This window comes from Pseudomonas cichorii, from assembly GCF_003700275.1.
Lineage (GTDB): Bacteria > Pseudomonadota > Gammaproteobacteria > Pseudomonadales > Pseudomonadaceae > Aquipseudomonas > Aquipseudomonas cichorii_B.
Genome location: NZ_RBRE01000012.1, coordinates 22670 through 38609, shown reverse-complemented (window position 1 = coordinate 38609; position 15940 = coordinate 22670). Strand labels below are relative to the sequence as shown.

Annotated in this window: 17 protein-coding genes; 13 read left to right on the top strand and 4 right to left on the bottom strand. The window is 57.0% G+C overall.

All coding sequences use genetic code 11. The features are described from left to right. Window positions 1–242 precede the first annotated feature (242 nt). Window positions 243–1250, top strand: a complete 1008-nt coding sequence (locus tag ALQ04_RS02595; RefSeq protein ID WP_122314296.1) for an NADP-dependent oxidoreductase — start codon at window positions 243–245, stop codon at window positions 1248–1250. Window positions 1251–1298: 48 nt separating this feature from the next. Here ALQ04_RS02595 and ALQ04_RS02590 read toward each other — a convergent pair whose 3' ends face one another. From ALQ04_RS02590 to ALQ04_RS02580, 3 genes are all read right to left on the bottom strand, one after another. Further along, window positions 1299–1841 (bottom strand): demethoxyubiquinone hydroxylase family protein, encoded by a 543-nt coding sequence (locus tag ALQ04_RS02590; protein WP_259644885.1) that lies wholly within the window; start codon window positions 1839–1841, stop codon window positions 1299–1301. A 93-nt stretch (window positions 1842–1934) separates the two neighbouring features. Next, complete coding sequence (locus ALQ04_RS02585) at window positions 1935–2240, bottom strand: NIPSNAP family protein (protein ID WP_122314295.1); 306 nt, start codon at window positions 2238–2240, stop codon at window positions 1935–1937. A gap of 118 nt (window positions 2241–2358) precedes the next feature. Further along, the gene (locus ALQ04_RS02580) at window positions 2359–3258 is read right to left on the bottom strand and encodes an AraC family transcriptional regulator (protein ID WP_122314294.1); all 900 of its coding nucleotides are present in this window, start codon (window positions 3256–3258) and stop codon (window positions 2359–2361) included. A gap of 157 nt (window positions 3259–3415) precedes the next feature. On the opposite strand from ALQ04_RS02580, the gene ALQ04_RS02575 reads away from it, so the two are divergent. The 5 genes from ALQ04_RS02575 (at window position 3416) to ALQ04_RS02555 (ending at window position 7629) form a co-directional block, all read left to right on the top strand. Beyond that, on the top strand, window positions 3416–4174 hold the full coding sequence (locus tag ALQ04_RS02575; RefSeq protein ID WP_122314293.1) for an SDR family NAD(P)-dependent oxidoreductase: 759 nt from the start codon (window positions 3416–3418) through the stop codon (window positions 4172–4174). 52 nt (window positions 4175–4226) lie between these two features. Beyond that, entirely contained in the window at window positions 4227–4928 is a 702-nt protein-coding gene (locus tag ALQ04_RS02570) for a glutathione S-transferase family protein (RefSeq protein WP_122314292.1), read from the top strand. A gap of 216 nt (window positions 4929–5144) precedes the next feature. Further along, window positions 5145–5840 (top strand): tRNA (adenine(22)-N(1))-methyltransferase TrmK, encoded by a 696-nt coding sequence (locus ALQ04_RS02565; protein ID WP_310886501.1) that lies wholly within the window; start codon window positions 5145–5147, stop codon window positions 5838–5840. A gap of 146 nt (window positions 5841–5986) precedes the next feature. Continuing rightward, complete coding sequence (locus ALQ04_RS02560) at window positions 5987–6646, top strand: TetR/AcrR family transcriptional regulator (protein WP_122314290.1); 660 nt, start codon at window positions 5987–5989, stop codon at window positions 6644–6646. 59 nt (window positions 6647–6705) lie between these two features. Next, window positions 6706–7629, top strand: coding sequence for an NADP-dependent oxidoreductase (locus ALQ04_RS02555; protein ID WP_122314289.1), 924 nt, complete (start codon window positions 6706–6708; stop codon window positions 7627–7629). A gap of 72 nt (window positions 7630–7701) precedes the next feature. Here ALQ04_RS02555 and ALQ04_RS02550 read toward each other — a convergent pair whose 3' ends face one another. Then, window positions 7702–8598 carry a LysR family transcriptional regulator gene (locus ALQ04_RS02550; RefSeq protein ID WP_122314288.1) on the bottom strand — a complete coding sequence of 299 codons (897 nt, stop codon included), beginning with the start codon at window positions 8596–8598 and terminating at the stop codon, window positions 7702–7704. A gap of 102 nt (window positions 8599–8700) precedes the next feature. Between ALQ04_RS02550 and ALQ04_RS02545 the strand changes: the two genes are divergently transcribed. The 7 genes from ALQ04_RS02545 (at window position 8701) to ALQ04_RS02515 (ending at window position 15714) form a co-directional block, all read left to right on the top strand. Beyond that, on the top strand, window positions 8701–9564 hold the full coding sequence (locus tag ALQ04_RS02545) for an aldo/keto reductase family oxidoreductase (RefSeq protein ID WP_122314287.1): 864 nt from the start codon (window positions 8701–8703) through the stop codon (window positions 9562–9564). Between the two features lie 423 nt (window positions 9565–9987). Then, complete coding sequence (locus ALQ04_RS02540) at window positions 9988–10674, top strand: GntR family transcriptional regulator (RefSeq protein ID WP_122314286.1); 687 nt, start codon at window positions 9988–9990, stop codon at window positions 10672–10674. Between the two features lie 123 nt (window positions 10675–10797). Further along, the gene (locus ALQ04_RS02535) at window positions 10798–11649 is read left to right on the top strand and encodes a glycine betaine ABC transporter substrate-binding protein (RefSeq protein WP_122314285.1); all 852 of its coding nucleotides are present in this window, start codon (window positions 10798–10800) and stop codon (window positions 11647–11649) included. An 82-nt stretch (window positions 11650–11731) separates the two neighbouring features. Beyond that, entirely contained in the window at window positions 11732–12850 is a 1119-nt protein-coding gene (locus ALQ04_RS02530; protein ID WP_122314284.1) for a glycine betaine/L-proline ABC transporter ATP-binding protein, read from the top strand. Further along, window positions 12847–13695 carry a proline/glycine betaine ABC transporter permease gene (locus tag ALQ04_RS02525; protein ID WP_122314283.1) on the top strand — a complete coding sequence of 283 codons (849 nt, stop codon included), beginning with the start codon at window positions 12847–12849 and terminating at the stop codon, window positions 13693–13695. Before ALQ04_RS02530 ends, ALQ04_RS02525 begins: the two co-directional genes overlap by 4 nt. Further along, on the top strand, window positions 13692–14543 hold the full coding sequence (locus ALQ04_RS02520; RefSeq protein ID WP_122314282.1) for a proline/glycine betaine ABC transporter permease: 852 nt from the start codon (window positions 13692–13694) through the stop codon (window positions 14541–14543). Before ALQ04_RS02525 ends, ALQ04_RS02520 begins: the two co-directional genes overlap by 4 nt. A gap of 157 nt (window positions 14544–14700) precedes the next feature. Then, a complete protein-coding gene (locus ALQ04_RS02515) occupies window positions 14701–15714 on the top strand; it encodes a GlxA family transcriptional regulator (RefSeq protein WP_183142091.1) in 1014 nt (337 codons plus the stop codon). The last annotated feature ends 226 nt before the right edge of the window (window positions 15715–15940 follow it).

Genomic DNA, 15940 nt, shown 5'->3' with positions numbered 1-15940 from the left:
CAAAACGTTGACTTTTTAGAGGTTGATCGTAATCATTAGTGCCGTCTCGCAGCGTTCACCTCCTTGCTGCAAACCTTCAGGAAAGCCACATGACCACACTTGCGTCAGTTCTCATCATGGGTGCTTCCAGCGGTATGGGTGCCGCCGAGCGCTATCAGGCACTGACCTGATCTTTGCCGCCTGCGCTCTGCCAGGCAACTCCAGCACCTGACATCGTTCAAGCACACCGGACTTCGACCAACATGAAAGCACTTACATTAAAGCGTTATGGCAAATCACCGGAAATCGGCTTTGCGCAAGTTTCCCGCCCGACGATAAAGCCTGATGAACTGTTGGTTGAGGTTTACGCAGAGGGCTTGAACCCGATCGACAATATGATTCCCACGGGTATTTTCAAACCTGTCCTGAAGTTTCAACTCCCCGCAGTCATGGGCAGCGATCTCGCTGGCGTGGTGAAGGAAGTTGGCAGTGCGGTAACTCGCTTCAAGGTGGGTGATGCCATATTTGCCAGTTTGTTTGACCTTGGCAACGGTTCCATTGCCGAATTTGCAGCCGTGCCGGAAAGTGTTGCCGCCTTGAAACCAGACAACCTGGACTTTGTGCAAGCCGCTTCCATCCCCATGGTCGGGCTTACCTCCTGGCAAGCCCTTAAAGAGCGCGCCAACCTCAAACCCGGACAGAAAGTATTCATACCCGCAGGCTCGGGCGGCATTGGCACCTTTGCGATCCAGCTGGCAAAACAGCTGGGTGCTCAAGTGGCGTCGACCACCAGTACCGGGAATATCGAGCTGGTTCGCAGTCTGGGCGCGGACGAAGTGATCGATTACAAGAAGCAGGAATTTGAGCGGGTGCTGAAGGGATACGATCTGGTACTCGGCGCAACCAGAGGAGATGCGATTGAAAAATCCGTGGGCATCCTCAAACCGGGGGGCAAAATTGTTTCTCTCGTCGGCCCGCTGGATAAAGCCTTCGCTAAAGCTCGCAGAATGAATTTTCTCCTTACTTTCGTCTTTGGTCTGATGAGCCGCAAGATCATGGGCCTCGCGAAAAAGAGCAACGTCAGTTATTCATTCCTCTTCGTGCGCCCGGATGGCTCTCAACTCAACGAAATTGGCAGGTTGCTCGAATCCGGGCGGATAAAGCCTGTGATTGACCAGGTCTTTCCTTTCGAGCAGGCCAGGGAGGCACTTGATTATTTGGCAAAGGGCCGTGCCAAAGGGAAGGTTGTCGTGAAGATAAACCGGCTATAAAAGGGAGAAAGGATTGCGGCACTGAAACGGTCAAGTCACACCCGTTTTTCAAGAACGCATACCCATCCAGATTACGGCCTCAGTCCAGGCAGTCACTATCGGTGTCAGCACTCGGAACCAGGGATCGCGCACATCAATCTGTGCTGCTGAATGGTCATGATGGTGCTGCTCCTCTGCCACAATCGAAGTAATAGCCATCACCGCGTGGTGATCGATATCGCCCAGCACATCAAGTTGATGTGCCAAGTGCTTGAGCACCACACGTTCAACCGCGACGGTAGTAGCGACAATGGCTTTGCGGCCACAGATGCCCGTCACCAGACCCAACGCCAAGCCGCCGATGCCACACAACCAATAACTACGGCAGCGGGGAAAGTTGCGACGTTTCAGTTCATCCTTGAACACCGTTCGATGGCGGCGCTCATGGGAGAGAAATTCCTTGAGTTCATCCACCATGTCCGGAACGAAAAGCCGGGCCATAAACAACTGTCCGCTGTAGATACAGATCGCACCATGTTCACCTGCATGGTCAACTTTCATCATGCGATTGCCGAGATCTTCGTTCTTGGCCGTATAGACGGGTGAGTTCACATTGAGGTTTCTTGTTGGAGGGGCTTGGTCATCGATTATATCCGCGCTCTTTGGCCGTTGAGCATCTTGAATGCAGTACGGCCTGGGTGAGATTCACTCCAGCAAAGGGCGCAGAAAGCTACGCTCGTAGCTCAGGATGAACTTTTTCTCTACAGCCTGGCTGACTGCTGCAATGCACTCCTGATCAGTTTCGGCGTCCTTACGATAGCGCTCGTAATCTGCGAGGCTGGAGAAACTGAATAGGCAGTACGCGATATTGTTGGCTCCTTCAGCGGGGAGAAAGTAGCCATGATGTTGGCCGCCCATACGGGTGACCAGTTGTATCCAAAGTCGTGAGTAGCTTTCAAAAGCCGGGAGTTGATAGGGGTCAATAACGTACTTTACGTGACATGTGATCACTCAATCATTCCTTTGAAAAACGTGGGGGGCTTATCTTACGCTCGACTCTGCTGCAGATGAAACGTCAGCGACGGATTCCATGTAGCCTCCACGGTAACAGCCTGTCAGCTCCGGCTCGTTATACCCTTGCCGGCATACCTATCGCCTGCCGTATTTCGCGTACGTCGCGTGCAGGCGGTGCGCCGAATTGTCGTACATATTCGCGGCTGAACTGTGACGCGCTTTCATAGCCGACAGCGAACGCCACGTCAGACGCGCGATGCTCGCCACCGAGCAAAAGCTGACGAGCTTCCTGCAGTCTGAGCTGCTTCTGATACTGGATAGGGCTGAGGCCGGTCATCGCCAGAAAATGACGATGCAGGCTGGCGCGGCTCATGCCGCTTGCATTGCACAACGCCTCGATGCGCAGCCGGGTAGTGTAATTGTCCCTGATCCAGGCAATGGCCCGGCGGATACGATCCAGTGCGCCATCGGGTTGGGCAATCTGCCGCAGCAGTCGCCCCTGAGGACCCTGCAAGAGACGATAGAGCAATTCCCGTTCGAGCATGGGAGCGAGAACCGGGATATCGACAGGCGTATCGAGCAACGACAACAACCGCAGCAGCGTGTCGCGCAGTGGGGCCGTCATCGGGTTGATCATGATGCCAACCCCTTTTTGTTCGCTCTCGCGAACCGGCGGCATGGTCGAGGCCAATTCCGCCAGAATGGCCGGATCCAGCACCAGCGATACCGCAACATAGGGTTGTCCCCCTTCAGCATCAATAATCTGCCCGATCAAAGGCAGGTCCAGGGCGCTGATGAGGTATTGCTCACTGTCGTAGCCGAGAAGATTGTCGTTGATAGCAACCTGCTTCGAGCCTTGCAGGATAAAGCAGATCATCGAGCGATACAGGCAGGGCGCCTTGTCTGTCGTGCCTTGTCCGACGCACAGGTCCAGACGCGGAATCCGTGTGCTGGTCAAACCCGGCGGCGCATGGCGCAGGGCGATATCAAGATGCGGTGCAAGGTTGTTGTTCATGAGCCGATTATGCCCATGGTTCGCGAGCACGCAAACTGATTGATACAATCAGGCAATTAATTGAGCTTATTGGGCGTGGGTTGAAAACCGGTCATTGCCTATCTTGAGCAGGTCACGAAAGCGTCGAAAGGCGCTCCCAACCTAGCAGAGACAATCCATGACCCATCAGATCGCACTCATCACCGGCGCCAGCCGTGGCCTTGGCCGCAACATGGCTCTTCACCTCGCCAGGCGCGGCGTGCATATCATCGGCACCTATCGCAGCGGCGCAGCAGAAGCCGAAACGCTGAAACAGGAGATCGAGGCGCAGGGCGGCAAGGCCGCGATGCTGCCGCTCGACATCACCGATACCGCCAGCTATCCGGCTTTTTCCAAGGCTGTGACGGACACGCTGCAGAGCACCTTCGGCCGCGAGCGCTTCGACTTCCTCGTCAACAATGCTGGCAATGGACTCTTTGCGAACTTCAGTGACGCGACCGAGGAGCATTTTGCATCACTGGTTGCCACGCACCTGCGCGGTCCGATTTTTCTGACCCAGAAACTGTTGCCACTGGTGGAAGACGGCGGGCGTATCCTGAACGTTTCCTCCGGCTTCGTGCGTTTCACCCTGCCGGGGTACAGCCTTTATGCGGCGGTGAAAGCCGCAGTGGAGGTTCTGACCCGTTACATGGCCGTAGAACTCGGTGCGCGGCAGATTCGGGTAAATGCAATCGCCCCTGGCGCCATCGCAACCGATTTTGGCGGTGGTGCAGTGCGCGACAACAAGGATGTGAACGCCTATGTTGCACAGGGCATCGCTCTGGGCCGTGTTGGTCTTGCGGACGATATCGGTGGTGCGGTAGCCGCCATCCTGTCCGATGACATGGCCTGGGCCAACGGAACGACTTTTGACATTTCGGGCGGGCAATTGCTGTAGCCACAACCGCACTCACTTCATCCCGTCGCAGCCTCATCATCGAGAGACACTTATGCCGAACGCTCAACTTACGCTCATCAGCCATCCGCTATGCCCATTCGTTCAGCGTGCGGCAATCGTGCTACTGGAAAAGAAGGTGCCCTTTGTGAGGATCGACGTCGACCTCGCTGCCAAGCCCGATTGGTTTCTGGCGCTTTCGCCGACGGGAAAGGTGCCGTTACTCAAGGTGGGTCTGGCAGATGGGACGGACGCGATATTGTTCGAGAGCATGGCTATTTGCGAATATCTCAATGAAACCCGGGAGGGTGTCAGCCTGTATTCCAGCGACGCGCTGCTCCGTGCACAACAGCGCTCCTGGGTAGAGTTTGGCGCGGCGGCGCTCTCCGATGCATGGCAGTTTCTCAATGCCAAAGATATCGAGATTGCTGACAGCAAGAAAGCAGCCTTTCGAGACAGATTGCAGCGCCTTGAAGACAAGCTTGACCAGGCGCCCTATTTTTCAGGATCGGCGTTCAGCATGGTCGATGTAGTGTTCGCTCCTGTCTTTCGTTACTTCGATCTGCTGAGCCCAACCGTCTCCCGGCCTATCTTCGACAATCTTCCCCGCGTATCGGCGTGGCGGGCTTCCATGGCAAGCAGGCCAAGTGTCATCTCTGCCGTGGGAGAAGACTACGCCGAGCGGTTTCAGCAGCATCTCGTCAAACAGCAGGCAATACTCGCTAGGCTTTGTACGAAAAGTGGCTGTGCTCGGTGATGCTGCGTTAAAAACAGGCTCGGAATGCTCATTTACAACACGTAAAGTCGAGCGCGACTCCGACCGTTCCTCGCCTGTTTTTGCCTTGCCTGACCTTCGCTCGCCGACTTTTCGTACAAAGCCTAACCCCCCAACTTGAAATCCACTCCATCCCCGCCCAGAATCCTGCCCCGGTCCGCGGCACACTCCCGACCGCCGCGTAAAAAAGGATACCCCTTGAACGAACAAACCTTATCCATGCGCCTGGAACGTGTGGCGGCGCATGTGCCGATGGGCGCGCGCCTGGCTGATATCGGCTCGGATCACGGCTATCTGCCGGTGGCGCTGGTGCGTCGTGGTGTGGTCGTGGCGGCGGTGGCGGGGGAGGTGGCGTTGACGCCGTTCCATGCGGCGCAACGTTCGGTGCGCGAGAACGAGCTGGACGAGCAGATTAGTGTGCGCCTGGCCAATGGTCTGGCGGCAATCGAGCCGGGGGACGGAATCACGGCGATCAGTCTCTGCGGCATGGGCGGTGAGACGATCCGCGATATTCTCGACAGCGGTCATGCGCATCTGAGTGGTCAGGAGCTTCTGATCATGCAGCCCAACGGCGGCGAGCAGCCGCTGCGCCAATGGCTGATGGACAATGGCTATCGCATCCTCTGTGAAGAGGTGTTGCAGGAAAACCGTTTCGACTACGAGATCATCGTCGCCGAGCGTTCCGGCCCGGTGCTGTATTGCGCCGAGGAGCTGTATTTCGGTCCGTTGCAGATGCAGGCTCGCAGCCCGGCATTTCTGCTCAAGTGGCAGCGCATGTTGCGCCAGAAGCAGAAAACGCTGGCCGACTTCGCCCGGGCGCGGCAGGCCGTACCCGAAGAGCGGGTGCAGGATATTGCCCGGCAGGTGCAGTGGATTACCGAGTTGCTGGCTTGATTGCTGAAATCAGGTCTTCAATCTTCGACAACCGTATCGCTGGCTATTTGTTCGTGACTTGAGACAAATGCATGCAGGGGGGGGGCTTTTTAAATTTATTTGGTGTGGTAACGTACCGTACCAAATTGATCCAAAGGCATCGACTCATGGCCGTACAGCGCGACACAACCTCCAGCACTCATCGCACTGCAAAAGGCGCACAACGGGTCGAAAGCCTGACCGTGGTCGCTGCCGAGCTGTTTCTGGAGCGTGGTTTTGAAGCGGTGGCTGTCGAGGACCTGATTGCGCGGGTTGGTGGATCGCGACGTAATATCTACTGCCATTTTGGCGGCAAGGAAGGGCTGTTCGAGGCTGCGATGATGCATATCTGCGCTGAGATGGCCAAACCCCTCGAACAAATGAACATTCAGGGACTAGACACCGAACGTGTGCTGTCGGCCTTTGGTCTTGAGCTGGTACGTATCGCACTGTCGCCTCGCACGCTGGCAGTGCATCGCCTGCTGACCACCGAAGGCAAACGCTTTCCCGAAATCGCTCAGGCCATGTTGGCGTGCAGTTACCAGAAGGTCATCGAGCTATTGGCGAACTGGATTTCCACTCAGCAGGCTTTGCCGCAACCCAGGCTTGCCAGCCACATCCCGTCCGAGATGCTGGCGGTGCAATTCGTCAGCATGGTGTCCAGCGATCTCAAGTTACGCGCCATCGTCGGGCTGATTCCCTCAGACCTTTCGGCCGACAAGCTCGACCGTCTTGTTGCCAGTGCCGTGCACACCTTTCTGCATGGTGCTGCGGGTGCGCGTACGTAGCCCGAATGCCCCCGGTCGTAATCCCGTTGCCCTTGCGTTTTATCAGGAGAAAATCGCCCATGAAAGCCATTCGCATCGATGCCTATAACGATGTTCCCGCTGAAAAAACAGTGTCCGTACCGGTTATTGCCCCGGATGAAATTCTGGTCCGGGTTCAGGCTGCGGCGCTCAACCCGCTCGATGCGCTGGTGGTGTCCGGGTTCGCCGCACAGTTCTTTGATATCAAGCTGCCGCTGACTCTTGCCACCGACTTTTCCGGCACCGTGGAACATGTCGGTTCGGCGGTCAGCCAATGGCAACCAGGCGATAAGGTGATTGCCTGGGCGGATGCCGGTACCAGCGGTGGCTTGGGCGAATTTGCCGCAGTGTCTGCCAGCGCCTGTGTGCGCTGGCCGCAGAGCTTGTCGGCGGTAGAAGGTGCGGCAATTCCTACCGCAGCGATCACCGCCTGGCACGCGCTGTTTTCTGGCGCAGGCCTCAAGCGTGGTGAAACGGTGTTGATTCATGCCGGTGCCGGAGGTGTAGGCACTTTTGCCGTTCAGTTCGCCCACAAGGCGGGTGCCCGGGTCATCGCTACTGCTTCGGGTGATGGTCTTGAACTGGTGCGTCGTCTCGGTGCTGATCAGGTAATCGATTACAAGGCCGAAGACTTCACGACTGCTGTTTCCGACGTCGATGTGGTGCTGGATCTGGTGGGGGGTGAGACTCTTTCTCGCTCCTTCAAGGTGCTGCGCAAAAGAGGCCGGCTTGTCTCCACGGTAATGCCGCCTGATCAGGCCGCTGCTCAGGTCTACGGGGTGACTGCTGGTATCTTTTACGCCAAGCCCTATGCCGATCAACTCGGCGAGCTGGTGACCTTTATCGCTGAAAATGGCGTGCAGGTGGTTATTGATCGCGCATTGCCTTTTGCCGCGTTCGACGCGGCCTGGGCACGTCAGACTTCAGGGCGGGCACGGGGCAAGGTCGTGCTGAGTATCGAGTAAGTACACCGAATCGATCTGCCTTGAGCGATGGTTCACCTTGTCCGGATGCGATCAGGGTGAACCAGCTGCTTTTCAGTGGGCCTTGATGAAGTCGATAAAAGCCCGCAAGGGCGAGGGCAGGTAGCGGCGTCCGGGGTAATAGAGAAACGGCCCCGAGAAGTTCTGCCACCAGGGTTCGAGTATCGGTTCCAGTGCGCCGCTGTCCAGATGCGGTCGCAGCCAGTCCTCGAACAGGTAGACAATCCCGAGTCCATCGATGGCCGTCTGGATGGCCATATCCATTGCGCCGCCGATCCGGACCACCAACGGGCCGCTGGGCTCGACACAGATCACTTCGCCATTGCGTTCATATTCCCAGCCCGGCATGACCCCGCTGGGAAATCTGCCGCGCAGGCAGGCGTGCTCAAGCAAATCGCGTGGATGTTCGGGGCGGCCATGGGCGTTCAGATACGCTGGAGAGGCTGCTGTCGCACAGCGTTGAATACGCGGCCCGACAGGGATCGCGATCATGTCCTGTTCCAGGCGCTCATCGTAGCGAATGCCGGCATCACAGCCCGCCGCGAGCACATCGACAAAGCTTTCCTCGGCAATCACTTCCAGGCGGATATCGGGATAGGTTTGCAGGAACGGGGTAATGATCGACGGCAATATCACCCGCGCGGCACTCAGCGGCACGTTCAGCCTGAGCGTGCCGGACGGCCGGTCACGAAAGTCGTTGACCACATCCAGGGCGGCTTCGACTTCGCCCAGCGCCGGCACTATGCGTTCCATCAATCTGGTGCCGGCCTCGGTCGGCGTCACGCTGCGCGTGGTGCGATTGAGCAGGCGCACACCCAGTCGCGCCTCCATGCGCCGCACCGCATCACTCAGGCTCGACGCGGATTTGCCGCTGGTTCTGGCACCCTCGCGAAAACCTCCGGCGTTGACCACCGCCACAAATGCCAGCAAGTCCTGAATGTCAGTTGCCACTGTTCGCTCTCCCGTACGACCTGTGCTGATTGCAGCGGATTATCAGGTCAGTCGTCAATATTTATAGTGGCTTCACATACTGATCAGATAGAGGCAAAACAGATGAGCGACGCCAGCAAGGCAGGTACGTTTTTACTCGGCGACCGAACCGTCAACCGCATGGGCTACGGCTCGATGCAATTGGCAGGTCCTCATGTATATGGCCCCCCCAAGGATCCGCAGGCGGCAATTGCCGTTTTGCGCGAGGCATTGGCGTGCGGCGTGAATCACATCGATACCGCCGATTTCTACGGACCGCATTTTACCAACAGGTTGATTCAGCAGGCGCTGCACCCTTACGCCGATAACCTGGTGATCGTCACCAAGGTTGGTGTTCTGCGCGGCAACGATGCTTCATGGCTGCCCACGCAAAGTGCTGCCGACCTGATTGGCTGTGTTCACAGTAACCTGCGCAATCTGAAGCTGGATGTTCTGGATGTAGTGAACTTCCGTGCCTGGGGCACGCAAAATGCTCCGGCTGAAGACTGTATCGAGGAGCAATTCACCACGTTGGCCGAACTGCAACAGCAGGGTTTGATTCGGCACCTGGGGCTAAGCAACGTCACGGCCTCGCAGATCAAGCAGGCGCAGGGCATTGCCAGGGTCGCCTGTGTGCAGAACCACTACAACCTGTCGCATCGCAGCGACGAGGTGCTGATTGCCGATCTGGCTGCGCAAGGTATTGCTTATGTGCCGTTCTTCCCTTTAGGCGGGTTCTCGCCGCTGCAATCGGAAACCCTTTCCAGCGTCGCTTCTCGTGTGGGCGCCTCGCCGCTGTGCGTCGCACTGGCGTGGTTGCTCAAGCGTTCCCCGAATATCCTGCTGATTCCAGGCACTTCGTCGGTGGCTCACTTGCGTGAAAACCTGAGCGCCAGCGAGTTGGAGATTGCACCGCAGTTGCTGGCCGAACTGGATGCACTGGCTTGAGGTGACTAGCTCCAGCCTCGGGAAAATTGCGCCGCGCACCAATCGTGCGGCGCTTTGCTCCTGGACGTTTACCTCTGCTTGTAGGGGTGTCGGAAAGGCAGGATGAACGAGTTCATCCGCTACAGTCGCCCTCAGTCGCGTCAGCGACGTTCTCGGACATCCCCTTCGTTTGTTCTGTTTGAACCCCTCGGCGCAGGGTGTTCAATCTGCGACAGGAAACATTCCTGTTAGCGACCACTCCTCATTCCCGGCCTTTTTATAACCTTCTGTTTTTAAAGAGTTTAGTCAATTCTCCAGTCGTATTTTTATAGTATTTACTGTGTATACATAAGAAATACAAAGCATTGACGGTGCTGGCGACCCGTGCGAATCTGGATTCAACAACAAGCTGTCAGCACGGATTGACCGGTCCTGGAGGTCTTTGTGAAAAGCGGCAAAAGCACTCTTTATGACGACCTGAAACGTCAGATTCTGACCATGGAACTGGACCCCGACGAGGCTCTGGATGAAGTGGCGATCAGTGAGCGTTACGGGCTTTCCAGAACGCCGGTGCGGGAAATATTTCGGCGTCTGGCCGGCGAGGGCTATATCGACATCAGGGAGAACCGTGGCGCCCGGGTGATTGCCATGAACCACTCGACGTTGCGCAATTTCTTTCTGGTTGCGCCGATGGTGTATGCCGCGATTGGCCGTCTGGCTGTGCAGAACTTCAAGGCTCGTCAGTTGCAGGACCTCAAGGAAACCCAGCAGCGATTCCGTGCGGCGACACTGTCGCGCGATGCGTTGACGATGGTGGTGGAGAACAATCGCTTCCACGCCATCATGGGTGAAATGGCCGGCAATCAATATCTGGAACCCAGTCTGGAAAGGCTGCTGATCGATCATGCCCGTATCGGCCATACCTTTTTCCGTCCTCGCGACGAGGACACCGAGCAACGCCTGCAACTTTCTGCCGAACATCACGATGCGTTTATCGTGGCCATCGAGAATCGCGACGAAAGTGCCGTCGTTGATCTGGTGTTTGAGCATTGGGAACTTTCTCGCGAAAACATGGAGATGTTCATTGCCCCTGAAGGGATGAAAGCAGACCTGCCCTTTTCGATGGAATGACATCAGAAGCGGTGCGGTTGTAACTACGCAATAAACCAGAGGGTGAGCTTCACGTTTCACACCACGGGCTTCCATTGTCTGGAAGTTGATAAAAACAAATGCAAACGTAGATCGAGGAACGCCATGAAAAAGATTTGGAAGGCAGTTTGTGCGGTCGCGCTGATGGGCATGGTCATGCTGCCCGTTCACGCTGAAGAAAAGACCATTACCGTGGGGACATTGTCCTGGGAGGATTTGACGCCCATTACCGGTATTACCAAAAAGGCACTTGAAGACTCCGGCTATAGCGTCAAGGTCATTGAGTTTTCCGAATGGGGCATTGCTTATGCAGCCTTGAGCAAGGGTGATATTCAGGTCCTGGCTTCGCAAACCGATTACGCCGCCCAGGATTACTGGAACCGCAACAAGAATCGCCTGGAAAAAATCTCCCCGGTTTCCTATGGCCTTTATCAGGCCATCGCCGTTCCTAAATATGTCGATATCGACTCGCTTGAACAACTCAATGATAACGCCGATAAGTTTGGCTCCCGTGTCATCGGTATCGAACCGGGCTCGGGGTTGATGAGTGATGCCACCAGCGCGGTCAAGGAATACGGCATAAAACTGAAACTGGTCGAAGGCAGTACCGCGGCCATGACCGCTGCATTGAAATCGGCCATCGACCGCAAGGAGTGGGTTGCAGTAACGGTATGGGAACCGTCCTGGATGATGCAGAAGTTCGACCTCAAGTTCCTCAAGGACCCCAAAGGCATATTCCCGCCACCACAAGGTTATTACTGGATCGGCCACAAAGGCTTCTCTCAGGAATACCCGCATGCCCGTGAAGTCATTGCCAGTGTCTATGTTCCGCTGGCCGACATCACCGCCATCAACGGTCAGGTCAAGGACGGCAAGACAATGGAGCAGGCCATCAAGGGCTGGACGGACAATCACGCCGATCTGCTGAAACGCTGGGGCAACATTAAAAAACCATAAGTCATGTTTTTCTTTAACTGCCGCGTTGTGTGTTCCATTGGATAAATAGAAAAACCAGTGAACTGGTTCAATAGGCTTAACAATGAATACGGTCAAAGTAGACGCCAACGAAGTGCTGGTCGATTGTCAGTCTGTCTGGAAGATCTTCGGGCAGAACTCCAGGGCAGCAATGGAGGCAGTGGTACAGAAGGGGCTCAGTAAAACCCGCATCCTGCAGGAATACGGATGCGTGGTCGGGGTTTCCGATGTCAGTCTCCAGGTTCGTCGTGGCGAGATCTTTTGCATCATGGGCTTGTCGGGCAGTGGCAAGTCCACCCTTATCAGATTGCTCAATCGCTTGATAACGCCCAGTTCCGGCAAGGTGCTGGTCAAGGGCAACGATCTTTCCGCACTGTCTCCCGCGCAACTGCGGGAGGTCAGGGCGCGCAATATCGGCATGGTGTTCCAGAGCGTTGCCTTGCTTCCCCATCGTACGGTGCTGGAAAACACCGCCTTCGGGCTGGAGGTCCAGGGTGTTGGCAAGGCCGAGCGTTATCAGGTGGCGGAGCGGGCACTGGCCAAGGTCGGCCTGAGCGACTGGGCTTCACGCTATCCCAACGAGCTGTCTGGCGGCATGCAGCAACGGGTCGGGCTGGCACGGGCGATTACGGCCAACCCCGAAGTGATCCTGATGGACGAACCTTTCAGTGCGCTCGACCCGCTGATCCGTCGGCAATTGCAGGACGAGTTCCGCCAGCTCACCAAGGATCTGGGCAAGTCTGCCGTATTCATTACCCATGATCTGGACGAGGCGATCCGCATTGGTGACCGGATTGCGATCATGAAGGATGGGGTAATCATTCAGGTCGGTACCGCTGAAGACATCGTGCTCAATCCGGCTGATGATTATGTGGCCGAGTTTGTGGCAGGTATTTCCAGGCTGCATCTGGTCAAGGCGCATTCGCTGATGACGCCGGTGGCGGCGTTTCAGGCGGCGCATCCGGGCTGTGATCTGGCGCCATTGCCCAAGGCTTCGACCGAGGCCGACATCAACGAACTGATCGGTTTGACGATGGCTTCCAGTCTCGATGCGATCAGCGTGGTCAACAATGACCAGGTGGTGGGCGTGATCACGTCCCGTGATCTGCTGCGCGGCGTGCAAGGTATCCCCAACGACGGCACGGTCGGGCAAGCGGCTGGCGTGCTGGAGACGTCGACATGAATACTCCCGACTTTTCGGCGCAGTTCGATTCGGCTGTCGACTCTGGACTGGAGTGGCTTGCCGATAACGGCGAGTTTGTCTTCGATGCGCTCAACAAGGGCCTGGAAGGCGTTTTCCGCGGCGTGCTGTGGTGCCTTGCCTCTCCACCGCATTACGTAGTGGCGATTGCCATCGGCCTGATCGGCTGGCGCATGGCGGGCCTGCGCTTTGCCGTGCTGTCGACGCTGGCCTTGCTCGGCTGCGACGCTATCGGTTTATGGGCCGAGACGATGAGCACCCTGGCGCTGGTGCTCACAGCCACGATTCTGGCGTTGCTGGTCGCGGTTCCGCTGGGCGTGCTGGCGGGCCTGGCACCGATGTTCGATCGGGTGGTCGACCCATGCCTGGATCTGGTTCAGACCATGCCGCCATACATCTATCTGCTGCCGGCCATTGCGCTGCTCGGCTATGGTCCCGCTACGGCCTTGCTGGCGACTTTCATTGTCGCTTTGCCTCCGGCCTTGCGCCTGACTTCCCTGGGAATCCGCATGACGCCGCGGGAATTCATCGAGCTGGGTGAGGCCAGCGGCGTGACCGGGTTGCAGATGTTCTTCAAGATCCGCCTGCCGTTCGCAATGCCGAGCATCATGGCCGGCGTCAATCAGAGCCTGATGATGGCGTTCGGCATGGTGGTGATCGCCGGCATTGTCGGCTCCGGCGGTCTTGGCGAATCCATTTATGGTGCCGTGCGCACGCTGGATATCGCCAAGTCGATCAACGCGGCGATTGCCATCGTGATTCTGACCATGATCCTCGACCGTCTTGCCCAAAGCGCGGCGCGTTCGCGGATGGGAGATAGCCAATGAATCTCACGGATATACGCATTTCTCCCGGCGACTTCCTGGCTCCGGTCATTGATTGGCTGAACGCTAATATGCATGGCTTTTTCGTGTTGATCAGCAAGCTGATCGAAGCCACGCTGGGCGGCATTGAAACCGTGCTGCTGGCACCGTCGCCCTATGTGTTGATTGCAGTGGTCGTGGTCCTGGCGATTATTTTTGCCAACCTGCGAGTGGCCATCTTTGCCGGGCTGATGCTGGCTTTCTGTCTGTTCTCGGGGCTGTGGGTTGCGTCCATGCAGACGATTGCCCTGGTTTCCGTCTCGGTACTGATCTCGGTGGCGATTGCCTTTCCCCTCGGCGTGCTGGCGGCGCGGGTCAAGCGGGTCGACGCGGTATTTGTGCCGATCCTCAATGTCATGCAGACGGTCCCGCCGTGGGTGTATCTGATTCCGGCGGTCATGTTGTTCAGCCTCGGTCGCGTACCGGCGATCATAGCCACGATTGTGTATGGCATCCCGCCGATGCTGAGATTGACCACACTGGCCTTCAAGCAATTGCCCAAGGATCTGCTGGAGCTTGGTCAGGCGCTGGGGGCTTCGCCGCGGGCGATCCTGTTCAAGATCGAGCTGCCCAGCGCCGCGCCGACGCTGCTGGTGGGGATCAACCAGTGCATTCTGCTGTCGCTGGCCATGGTCGTCCTGGCCGGGCTGGTGGGCGCCGGTGGTCTTGGCGCGGAGGTCACCCGTGGCCTGACCAGAATGGAGATGGGCCTGGGGTTGCGTGCGGGTCTGGCGATTGTGGCAGTTGCGTTGCTTCTGGACCGCTTGTCACGTGGCGCCTTGCAGCGTCATTCTCCACGCAAGCTGGCTTGAGAAGATTTACATGCCGGGCGCCCTACGGCAGCGAGGTTTGCTGCCATCATGGGGTTGCGGGCATGCGCGATCCGCGCGGTTGGGTTTCTGGTTCAGGAGTGAGCGCTATCAAGGCGTTAAATCACAGGTTCGTCAGCATGGCGAAGCGAGGCGAACGTTGCTAGAGCGTCGTCAGTTCAGTGGTGCGATGAAGGGCAAGAACCTTCGTTATCTCAAGGAGCATGAAGGCCAGTCCGTCATCAGGGCGCGGGCGGGCTTTCTGCTGCTGGAGCATTTTTCCTTGCCGGCCTTTACCCAGGCGCTCGATACGATCGTCACGGCAAACCTGCTGCGGCCCGAGCTGTTTACTACCAAGACCTTTGGTTTGAGCGAGGGGGAAGTGATCAGCGACCTGGGTCTGGTGATCCGTCCCGATGCACGTCTGAGCCATGCCGAGATACAGGACCTCGACTTGCTGGTGGTGTGCGGCGGCTATCGGACCAGCCTCCAGGCAGACGATGAGTTGATCAGCCTGTTGCAGGGCGCGTCCGAACGGGGCGTGGCGCTGGCGGGAATATGGAACGGGGCCTGGTTTCTCGGTCGCGCGGGTCTGCTGGACAGCTATCGCTGTGCGATTCATCCCGAGCATCGTCCTGCACTGGCGGAGATTGCCCGCTTGAGCCAGGTCACCAGTGAAGCCTATGTGGTGGATCGCGACCGTCTGACCGCGTCCAGCCCGACGGGCTCGTTCTATATGGCGCTCGAATGGATCAGGGGCCGGCACGACAAGACGCTGACAGACGGTATCGAGGATATTCTGGCTTTCGAGGCCTCGCGCTACCGGCGGATAAAACCTTCGTTGAAGGTTTCGGTCTGTGGTCCGCTGCGGGAAGTGATCAACCTGATGGACGCCAATCTCGAAGAGCCTCTGGAGATGGAGACGTTATGTCTCTACGCCAGCCGCTCGCGCCGGCAGATCGAACGCCTGTTCAGGGAGCAACTGGATACCACGCCTCAGCGTTATTACATGGACTTGCGAATCACTGAAGCGCGTCGTCTGTTGCAGCACACCACGTTATCGATTGTCGAAGTATCGGTTGCCTGTGGTTTTGTTTCTCCGAGCCACTTCAGCAAATGCTACAACGCCTATTTCGGTTATCGACCTTCAAAGGAAACCCGACTGGTCAAGTAAGTGCCGGACGGGTTCCGGATATTTCATTCAGCGCATACCAATAAACAGAAAAGGGCACTTTTCTGCCTTGTCTCGTCTGTGAGTTTCATTCGTTTCAACCATTCGTCACTGCGTCTTGAGAGTTGATTAATCTCTGTATTTTAATTGTAGACACAAAGAATAATGTTGTCTTATAGTGAAAGTGCAGGTAGTAGACACTGTTCACTTACCCGTACAAAGGTTTCTA

Excerpts from the sequence above, each read along its gene's own strand:
- ALQ04_RS02595 (WP_122314296.1), top strand. The coding sequence starts at position 243 with ATGAAAGCACTTACATTAAAGCGTTATGGCAAATCACCGGAAATCGGC.
- ALQ04_RS02580 (WP_122314294.1), bottom strand. The coding sequence starts at position 3,258 with ATGAACAACAACCTTGCACCGCATCTTGATATCGCCCTGCGCCATGCG.
- ALQ04_RS02575 (WP_122314293.1), top strand. The coding sequence starts at position 3,416 with ATGACCCATCAGATCGCACTCATCACCGGCGCCAGCCGTGGCCTTGGC.
- ALQ04_RS02570 (WP_122314292.1), top strand. The coding sequence starts at position 4,227 with ATGCCGAACGCTCAACTTACGCTCATCAGCCATCCGCTATGCCCATTC.
- ALQ04_RS02560 (WP_122314290.1), top strand. The coding sequence starts at position 5,987 with ATGGCCGTACAGCGCGACACAACCTCCAGCACTCATCGCACTGCAAAA.
- ALQ04_RS02555 (WP_122314289.1), top strand. The coding sequence starts at position 6,706 with ATGAAAGCCATTCGCATCGATGCCTATAACGATGTTCCCGCTGAAAAA.
- ALQ04_RS02545 (WP_122314287.1), top strand. The coding sequence starts at position 8,701 with ATGAGCGACGCCAGCAAGGCAGGTACGTTTTTACTCGGCGACCGAACC.
- ALQ04_RS02535 (WP_122314285.1), top strand. The coding sequence starts at position 10,798 with ATGAAAAAGATTTGGAAGGCAGTTTGTGCGGTCGCGCTGATGGGCATG.
- ALQ04_RS02530 (WP_122314284.1), top strand. The coding sequence starts at position 11,732 with ATGAATACGGTCAAAGTAGACGCCAACGAAGTGCTGGTCGATTGTCAG.
- ALQ04_RS02525 (WP_122314283.1), top strand. The coding sequence starts at position 12,847 with ATGAATACTCCCGACTTTTCGGCGCAGTTCGATTCGGCTGTCGACTCT.
- ALQ04_RS02520 (WP_122314282.1), top strand. The coding sequence starts at position 13,692 with ATGAATCTCACGGATATACGCATTTCTCCCGGCGACTTCCTGGCTCCG.